The sequence below is a fragment of the Bartonella sp. AA23NXGY genome (assembly GCF_042197165.1).
Lineage (GTDB): Bacteria > Pseudomonadota > Alphaproteobacteria > Rhizobiales > Rhizobiaceae > Bartonella.
Map to the genome: position 1 here is coordinate 1 of NZ_JBHIRO010000029.1, position 8,245 is coordinate 8,245.

General features: G+C 35.7%; 14 protein-coding genes and 1 pseudogene. All 15 read right to left on the minus strand.

What is annotated here, in order from left to right:
• A partial coding sequence (locus ACFINY_RS08910) for a type IV secretion system protein (RefSeq protein ID WP_375612561.1) occupies nt 1-245 on the minus strand: 245 nt, incomplete at its 3' end.
• 188 nt (nt 246-433) lie between these two features.
• Nucleotides 434-1,201, minus strand: a complete 768-nt coding sequence (locus tag ACFINY_RS08915; RefSeq protein WP_375612562.1) for a type IV secretion system protein — start codon at nt 1,199-1,201, stop codon at nt 434-436.
• Complete coding sequence (locus ACFINY_RS08920) at nt 1,198-3,669, minus strand: VirB4 family type IV secretion/conjugal transfer ATPase (RefSeq protein ID WP_375612563.1); 2,472 nt, start codon at nt 3,667-3,669, stop codon at nt 1,198-1,200. Before ACFINY_RS08920 ends, ACFINY_RS08915 begins: the two co-directional genes overlap by 4 nt.
• Nucleotides 3,670-3,671: 2 nt before the next feature.
• The gene (locus ACFINY_RS08925) at nt 3,672-3,980 is read right to left on the minus strand and encodes a type IV secretion system protein VirB3 (protein WP_375612564.1); all 309 of its coding nucleotides are present in this window, start codon (nt 3,978-3,980) and stop codon (nt 3,672-3,674) included.
• Nucleotides 3,981-3,992: 12 nt separating this feature from the next.
• Nucleotides 3,993-4,301: a conjugal transfer protein gene (locus tag ACFINY_RS08930; RefSeq protein WP_375612565.1), complete on the minus strand. Its 309-nt coding sequence runs from the start codon at nt 4,299-4,301 to the stop codon at nt 3,993-3,995.
• Between the two features lie 125 nt (nt 4,302-4,426).
• Complete coding sequence (gene trwL, locus ACFINY_RS08935; protein WP_375612566.1) at nt 4,427-4,747, minus strand: VirB2 family type IV secretion system major pilin TrwL; 321 nt, start codon at nt 4,745-4,747, stop codon at nt 4,427-4,429.
• A 127-nt stretch (nt 4,748-4,874) separates the two neighbouring features.
• On the minus strand, nt 4,875-5,189 hold the full coding sequence (gene trwL, locus ACFINY_RS08940) for a VirB2 family type IV secretion system major pilin TrwL (protein WP_375612567.1): 315 nt from the start codon (nt 5,187-5,189) through the stop codon (nt 4,875-4,877).
• Nucleotides 5,190-5,303: 114 nt separating this feature from the next.
• Nucleotides 5,304-5,615, minus strand: coding sequence for a VirB2 family type IV secretion system major pilin TrwL (trwL, locus tag ACFINY_RS08945; RefSeq protein WP_375612568.1), 312 nt, complete (start codon nt 5,613-5,615; stop codon nt 5,304-5,306).
• A gap of 127 nt (nt 5,616-5,742) precedes the next feature.
• Nucleotides 5,743-6,066, minus strand: coding sequence for a VirB2 family type IV secretion system major pilin TrwL (trwL, locus tag ACFINY_RS08950; RefSeq protein ID WP_375612569.1), 324 nt, complete (start codon nt 6,064-6,066; stop codon nt 5,743-5,745).
• 56 nt (nt 6,067-6,122) lie between these two features.
• Nucleotides 6,123-6,449, minus strand: coding sequence for a VirB2 family type IV secretion system major pilin TrwL (gene trwL, locus ACFINY_RS08955; protein ID WP_375612570.1), 327 nt, complete (start codon nt 6,447-6,449; stop codon nt 6,123-6,125).
• A 57-nt stretch (nt 6,450-6,506) separates the two neighbouring features.
• On the minus strand, nt 6,507-6,824 hold the full coding sequence (gene trwL / locus ACFINY_RS08960) for a VirB2 family type IV secretion system major pilin TrwL (protein WP_375612571.1): 318 nt from the start codon (nt 6,822-6,824) through the stop codon (nt 6,507-6,509).
• Nucleotides 6,825-6,880: 56 nt separating this feature from the next.
• Nucleotides 6,881-7,198: a VirB2 family type IV secretion system major pilin TrwL gene (gene trwL, locus ACFINY_RS08965; protein ID WP_375612572.1), complete on the minus strand. Its 318-nt coding sequence runs from the start codon at nt 7,196-7,198 to the stop codon at nt 6,881-6,883.
• Nucleotides 7,199-7,326: 128 nt separating this feature from the next.
• On the minus strand, nt 7,327-7,638 hold the full coding sequence (gene trwL / locus ACFINY_RS08970; RefSeq protein WP_375612573.1) for a VirB2 family type IV secretion system major pilin TrwL: 312 nt from the start codon (nt 7,636-7,638) through the stop codon (nt 7,327-7,329).
• A gap of 66 nt (nt 7,639-7,704) precedes the next feature.
• Nucleotides 7,705-8,022, minus strand: a complete 318-nt coding sequence (trwL, locus tag ACFINY_RS08975) for a VirB2 family type IV secretion system major pilin TrwL (protein ID WP_375612574.1) — start codon at nt 8,020-8,022, stop codon at nt 7,705-7,707.
• 110 nt (nt 8,023-8,132) lie between these two features.
• Nucleotides 8,133-8,245, minus strand: a pseudogene (locus ACFINY_RS08980) (conjugal transfer protein); the annotation flags it as partial.

Consider the following 8,245-nt stretch of genomic DNA (forward strand, 5'->3'; position numbering starts at 1 on the left):
AGTCCTGTGGTAAGAGCTATTGAAGTAATAATACTTATCCGCAGGAAACGGTTTACGAATCCGGAAAGTGGCATATCTATAGCGCCACGGATGATAAGCCATCCGTAGATGATGAAAGCGATAGTGATTCCAATTGAAACGAAGGGTGTAATTGTAACAATTGCTTTTGAGGAAACATCCGTGACATATGTTTTTGTTATCTGATCAATTTTATTGAAAAGTTGCGTGAAAACTGTAAAGTTCATGGAATTCCTCTTTAACGAATTTTCAACTTTTTATATGATTTTTAAGCATTTTTCGTTGAACTTTTTAAGGATAAAATGAAACTTCGTAGACCTTTTCGATCTATGAGAGAGAATTGAGTATTACGCATTAACGTTTTCTTTTTACGAGCATACAGGGAAATAATATACAAAATGTTATTATAAAAGCTTTACCTAATAAATCTTATGGTAGGCATTTTCGTGTTTTTACTATTCAAAATTTTTATGTTATGCTTATCTTTCTGTTGTTTGATAAGTGTATGTTCAGCATTGCGTAAATGTGTAACCATTTGTAGTTTTGCTGTTTCATTTTGTAGCATAGCAAGCATTCCAATTATATGTGCTTGTAACTCGGCAATACTTTTTAGATCTTTTGTTGTCGTGATTTCTTTTAATAGTTCTTCAATTTGCTGAAAACGATTGTTTGCTTCTTGAAAAGTTTTTAAACTTACGGCTTTATCAGTGATGGCTGCATATTGGATGCGCTTGTTGATAAAACTGCTAGATTCATGGATAGTGACAGGAATTTCTTCTTCTTTTAAAATATTTTCAAGTGATTTAGATAGAGCAGAAGGTTTATTTCTATTGTAGAGATTCTCTGGATTTTTGAGAAAAAAGCTACTGTGATCTGTTTGTACATTTTTAAGTTTTTTAGTATTGAATTTTTGGCTTCCCGTTATAGACTCGTGTATCTTTTTTACTTCCTCAAGGTGTTTTTTTAGCATATCGAGAAGTTGGGCATCAGATGGCGCTTTCTTTTGCTGTGGAGTTTTTTTAGACTTTGATCTATTTGAAGATGATTTCCCAAAAAAATTGGGCCACGTCGTTGGGACTGATGCTCCCAAATCCGCCGCTCCAGCGCCCCAAACCCAAGCCATCGCTGGGTTTGAAATCCCTAAAGTTATTACAACTACTATTGAAATGACCTTTTTTTTCATGTTTCCCTCCTGTCATTTTTTGCGTGCTGTAAGAAAATTGGCAACCATATTGCTGGATCATCACCAACTTCTGCGATAATGCTTTCGGCTAACTCTGCGTTATCAGGTGTACCTGATAACACCAAGAGCTCGTCACTAAAGTCGTGTTCGATGGCTTTTCCATCGCGTGTCAGGTGGAATTTACCAAGATTCAGTTCTGCAAGCGCAGATTGATCACCTTGCTTAATGAGGAATTGGCGACTAAACTCACCAAGTCCTTTAACGAGTTCAAATTCGGCATCTGTTAGTTTAAAGCCTTTTGTATAATCTTCATAATTTGCTTTGGGATTGGCTAGAAAAATGTAAGTTGCACACTGTTGAATGAGTGTTTTGGCAATATTACTTTCCAAGGCATCGCTAGGCTCTTGTGTTGCATAAACAAAAATACCATTTTGTTTACGGATAGTCTTTTGTTTATTTTTCGCTAAATCTTCAAAGTACGGATCTTGCAAAGGCTTCCAAAACTCGTCAAAGATATACATAAATCGCTGTCCGCTAATCATGCCTTCTGTGCGGTAAAGCAAATACATCATCACTGGAGTGCGAGTTTCAAAATTATCTAAGAACTCCGTGATATCAAAGCCGTAAATTTGATGTGTTGAGAGATCAAGAGCATCATGGGGATTATCAAACAACCACCCATAATCACCACCTTCACACCATTTTAGTAAGCGAGCATGAACAGATGGGTGAGCATTATAATCACTTAAACGTGGATTTGGTAAAAATTGTACTAGAAAGGACAAACGACGGAGTGATTGGTCAATGTTACTGCTCATAACAGACATAACCGCTTTGTTAATTTCTTCCTCGTCGTGATGCGTGACCTCACCACCAGCTTCTGCCAATTTTTTAACAAATTGTTTCAGAAAAATAAGATTTTCTTGTGTGGGTGGGAGTTGGAAAGGATTGAAACCACTTTTTCTGCCTGGCTTGAATGTTAAATATTTTCCACCCATCGCTCGAATGGCAATTTCCATGCCACGATCTTTATCAAAAACAACAGTTGTCGGCTTAAATTTTTGTGCTTGTGCTAACAAAAAGCCGAGTAACACGGTTTTACCCGAACCAGATTGTCCGATAAGCGCGGTATTACCAAGTAAACGTTTATCTGTCGAGTCCTCTTCAAGTTTGGAGGCATGAAAGTTGAAATAAAGCGGTGTTTTACTGGTTGTTTTAAGAATTGTGACGGCTGGACCCCATGGGTTACCAGTAGGTTTTCCTGACATAAAATTATGAAAAGATGAAAATGATAAAAAGTTCAATGATGTAATCGGAGCAGGACGCGGTCTCCATTTCCAATTGCCAGGAAGTTGTGCCCAATAGCCAGCCTCTATTGCTAAGTCTACAGGTTTGGGCAGTACCGCAACGTCTAGTAATGCTGCACTTGCTTTGGCCATATGGTCGCGAACTTGTTGAATTGTATCACCATAGATCGTCAATGTGCAGTGATGTTCTCCCATGACAAAATGCCCACTGATAAGCTGGTTTAGTGCTTCGTCAATTTGTTCAATTTGGCTCGTTGCCACATCTCGTGCATCAATCAGATTACGCTGATGCCGTTGTAAATAATCTTTAGCAGCATGTCGGGAGAGAACTGAAAAGCTCTGCGTCAATACGAACTCGAAGTCACTTTCCAACAAAACATTCAATTGTCCTGGTTTGGTTGTTGCATCATATTCTTTAATTTCCAGCATTCCAAATCGACGCATTCCACTGGTTGTTCGCAGTTCACCAAGAGCGCCCCATTTTGAGAAAAAAGGTCGATTGACAGACATATAGTCAGCAAAACGGTCATGGCAAATTGGCATAGGGCGATATTCACCATTGACAAGCATTCCAAGGAATTCAAGTGCAGAAGAATAAGCATGCCCATTTTTTTCATAAGCACCAAGAAGTTCTGCACCGTAACGGTTTAAAGATTGACCTAAAGTACGATTGATGTCATTGAGTTCTTTTATACATGTGTCTTGTCGCATCTTTTTTTGATCAAGCGTTTCACGTTCATGCTTAGAAAAGAACGACATAATTTTATCCGCTATCGGTTGAAAAATGACAGTCAGATATAAATCATTGACCATCAAATTATAACCAGTAAAGCTTTGTCGATATTTTTCATCAAGCTGATAGCAAAACATTTGATCAAATGTTGAATCAGGATATTCATAAACACGGCGGCGCACAATATGTGCCCAAAATGATAAATTGGCCGATGCAAGCCCCCGTAGAGTATTGTTAAGCTCTTTTATCCATTGAAAAATATCTTCTTCTGAAGCGCTTTGATGCGAACGCCCGTCAATTTTCCAAATTGACAAATATTCCGCATTTTTAGTAGAAATAATCGTATCTGTAATATGATGTGAATAAGGCAGAAACAGGCTTACAGGTGCCTCTGATGCAAGGCGTTTGCTGCTTTCAACAGCTGTCATGTTTATCTCCTTTTACTATAATCAGAGGGACTATAACTTGATGCGCCCCAAAAACTTTTGTTGCGATTGCGAAATTTAGTATCGATCCATAACCACCAGATACGAAACGCCTTATCATCGTTTTTAGTAATTTGCACCATAATAAACCATAATGGAGGCGCTATAATCCACAAAAAGATACTTACTGTCATAGCAATAACAGCAACCCCCATAACCATAACGATAAATGGCATCATGGGGACACCCCATATCGTTGGAACACGTGTTGCTCCTTTGAATAGGGGGAATTCTTTTTTTTCTTGCGATTTCATGGAACGTTCTCGTCACTGGAGGTGAAATAATATGTGGCTAATATAAAAAGCTGCACCAGCAATAATGACACTGAATGCCCATCGCATAAATGTAGCTCTTGCGATAATGCGAAATATATAAATAAGCAAAAGTAATAAAAGAACGATAGCAGCAACGATAGGAATAATTATACTTAATCCATATTGCATCCCTATGAAAACATCTAGACTCTTTGTTTCCGTCTGAGCATATGCAGATTTAGTTATTAATAACATAATAAAAGTTATAAAAATAGCACTAATCTTACATATTTTTGATTGAAGCGTATTTAATTGTTTCATATCCTTTATCCCCTTTTAATTAAAGTTGCTATAAATAATATTCCTTTTTTCGTAGTATGAGCGATATTATTACTGGTACAAATCTATAATCAACGAACATTAAAAACATTACGTATTATACTAATTTATGCTTGACCTGTAAATAGCAGTTTAGCAAGTTGGGTTGCCGAGCCAGCAATGACAACGCCGATTGCCCACCGTACAAACGTATCTTTTCCTATATAGCGGCCTGCGTAACCAATTGCTAAGCACAAAAGTATCACGGCAGCAGCAACAGGAATAATGTGATCAATAAGATCTTTTTTTAGAGCATCTAGAGCTTTTTCAGCATGAGCTAATTTTGCACTTGCATATGCAGACTGTGTTATAAAAAATGCAATTATAGCTGTAGAAATTACTATGATTCTGTTGTTATTTTGTGTTTGGACATTAATTAATTTTCGCATATTTTACTTTCATTAAATTTTCATGAATATTTTATATTTTTTAACATAAACAAATTACTATCTTTATATGTTACAATTAGAAAATATAAACTCTTAATTTAAAAACATTATGTATTATATCAGTTCATTAGTTACCTGTAAATAACAGTGTAGAAAGTTGTGTTGCTGAGCCAGCAATGACAACGCCGATCGCCCACCGTACAAACGTATCTTTTCCAATGTAGCGCCCTGCATAGGCAATTGCTAAACACAAAAGTATAACAGCAGCGGCGAGAGGGATAATCGTTTTTAAGTCATTTTGGAGTGCATCTAACGCCTTTTTTGCAGGATCTAATTTTACATTTGCATATACGGGATTCGTTATAAAAAAGGCACTTAGAGCTGCAGAAATTACGATAATTTTGTTATTATTTTTTAATTTGAGATTAATTAATTTTTTCATATTTTACTCTTATCAATACTTTGTATATTCTTAATATAAACGAAATATCACATAATATGTTTAAATTTATCAAACATAAACTCTCACATTAGAAACATTATGTATTATAAAGACTCACACTTGCCCCTTGAATAACAGGCTCGCAAGTTGGGTTGCTGAGCCAGCGACGATCACACCGATTGCCCACCGTACAAATGTATCTTTTCCGATGTAACGTCCAGCATAACCAATTGCTAAGCATAAAAGAATAACGGCAGCAGCAACAGGAATAATATTAGTAGTAAGATCTGTTTGCAGAGTTTTTAAAGCATCTTCAGCTTTTAGTTTTGCATACGCAGGATGTACTATAAAAAATACACTTATAGCCAAAGAAATTGCTGTGATTCTGTTGTTATTTTTTAATCGGAAATCAATTAATTTTTTCATATTTTACTCTTAATTAATGCTCTTATTAATACTTTGTATTTATTATTATAAAATATATGAGATTCTCATATGTGTATAATAATTAGATATAAAACCTTATGATAAAAATATTATGCGTTATATAGACTTACGCTTGCCCCTTGAATAACAGGCTCGCAAGTTGGGTTGCTGAGCCAGCGATGACAACGCCAATCGCCCAGCGTACAAATGTATCCTTTTCTATGTAGCGGCCTGCGTAACCAATTGCTAAGCATAAAAGTATAACAGCAGCAGCGACAGGAATAATATTAGCATTAAGATCTTTTTGGAGTTCTTCTAAAGCTGTTTTTGCAGGAGCTAAACCTTGTACTTGGGCCCATACGGGATGTGTTATAAAAAATACAGTTATAGCCGTAGAAAGTGTAATAATTTTGTTATTGTTCTTTGATTGGAAACTAATTAATTTTCGCATATTTCTCTCATTAAGACTTTAAATAACATTTTGTATTATAGTTGTCATCTTTAATTTTAACTAACTGCACCTTTGAATAATAGCTGAGCAAGCTGGGTTGCTGAGCCAGCGATGACAACGCCGATCGCCCACCGTACAAATGTATCTTTTCCGATGTAGCGTCCCGCATAACCAATTGCTAAGCATAAAAGTATAACAGCAGCAGCGACAGGAATAATATTAGTATTAAGATCTTTTTGGAGTTCTTCTAAAGCTGTTTTTGCAGGAGCTAAACCTTTTGCTTGGGCCCATACGGGATGTGTTATAAAAAATACAGTTATAGCCGCAGAAAGTGTGATGATTTTTTTATTGTTCTTTGATTGGAAACTAATTAATTTCTGCATATTTCTCTCACTAAGATTATAGACAACATTTTGTATTATAGTTTTCATCTTTAAACTTTAATTAACTGCACCTTTAAATAACAAGTTCGCAAGTTGGGTTGCTGAGCCAGCGATAACAACGCCGATTGCCCATCGTATAAATGTATCCTTTTCGATGTAACGCCCTGCATAGAGAATGGCTAGGCATAAAAGTATAACAGCAGCAGCAACAGGAATAATATTAGTAGTAAGATCTGTTTGTAGAGCTGTTAAAGCTTTGTTTGCAGGTTCTATTGCTGCACATGCAGGATTTCTCATAAAAAATATAGTTACAGCAGCAGAAATTGCTGCAACTTTGTTGTTACTTTTTGGCTGGAGGTTAATTAATTTTCGCATATTTCTCTCATTAAGACTTTAAATAACATTTTGTATTATAGTTGTCATCTTTAATTTTAACTAACTGCACCTTTGAATAACAGTTGAGCAAGCTGGGTTGCTGAGCCAGCGATGACAACGCCGATTGCCCATCGTATAAATGTATCCTTTTCGATGTAACGCCCTGCATAGAGAATGGCTAGGCATAAAAGTATAACAGCAGCAGCAATAGGAATAATATTTTTAACAAGATCATCTTGCAAAGTGTCTAGAGCTTTTTTTGCATTTTTTAATTGCACTGCATATGCAGGATTGCTAATAAAAAGTACAGTTAAAGCAGCAGAAATTGTTATAATTTCATTATTATTTTTCTGGAAATTAGTTAATTTTCTCATATTTAGCTTCATTGATTTATCATAAATATTTTTTCTACGAAATAAGAAACAATTTCATTGATGTATAATGAAAGCATTGAAATCCAAAGTTTCTTTTACAAAAAATATTTCTTATTCCAAAAGATTTATCAGTTAGGTTTAAATAATAAACCGGCAAGTTCAGCTGCTGAACCCGCGATAACGACACCAATTGCCCACCGTACGAATGTGTCTTTTCCGATGTAGCGTCCTGCATAACCAATTGCTAAGCATAATAGTATAACAGCAGCAGCGAGAGGGATAAGCAACTTTAAGTCATCACGGAGTTTTTCTAAAGCACCTTTTGCAGTTGTTAATTGTTGAGCATACACAGGATTGGACATAAAAAATACAGTTAAAGCTGCAGAGGTTTTAGTAGCTTTATTCCGAATTATTGTTTGAAGAACTTTTGATTTTTTCATATTGTTTATCTCAATTTAGATTTCGCTTTAGGATAAAAAGATATTTTATACAGCATGACTTTTTTATTACGCGCTTTTGAATAACATATTTGCAAGTTCAGCTGCTGAACCAGCGATAACGACACCAATTGCCCACCGTACGAATGTATCTTTTCCGATGTAGCGCCCTGCATAACCAATTGCTAAGCACAAAAGTATCACGGCAGCAGCAATGGGGATAATCGTTTTTAAGTCTGTTTGGAGTGCAGTTAAAGCTTTGTTTGCAGGCTCTAAAACTACTGCTTGGGCTAACACAGGATTAGCGATAAAAAATACAGCTGAAACTGCAAAGTTTTTAATATTTTTATTATGAATTATTCTTTGAAGGATATTTGATTGTTTCATATTTTTATCTCAATTTATATCACATTGGTATGAGTAATCTCTTTTCTTCAATATGTATTTTTATTGAATACAATGAAAATACTGAAATCTAAATTTTCTTTCATGAAAATTTATGCAGTTTTAAATAATAAACCGGCAAGTTCAGTTGCTGAACCAGCGATAACGACACCAATTGCCCACCGTACGAATGTATCTTTTCCGATATAGCGCCCTGCATAACCAA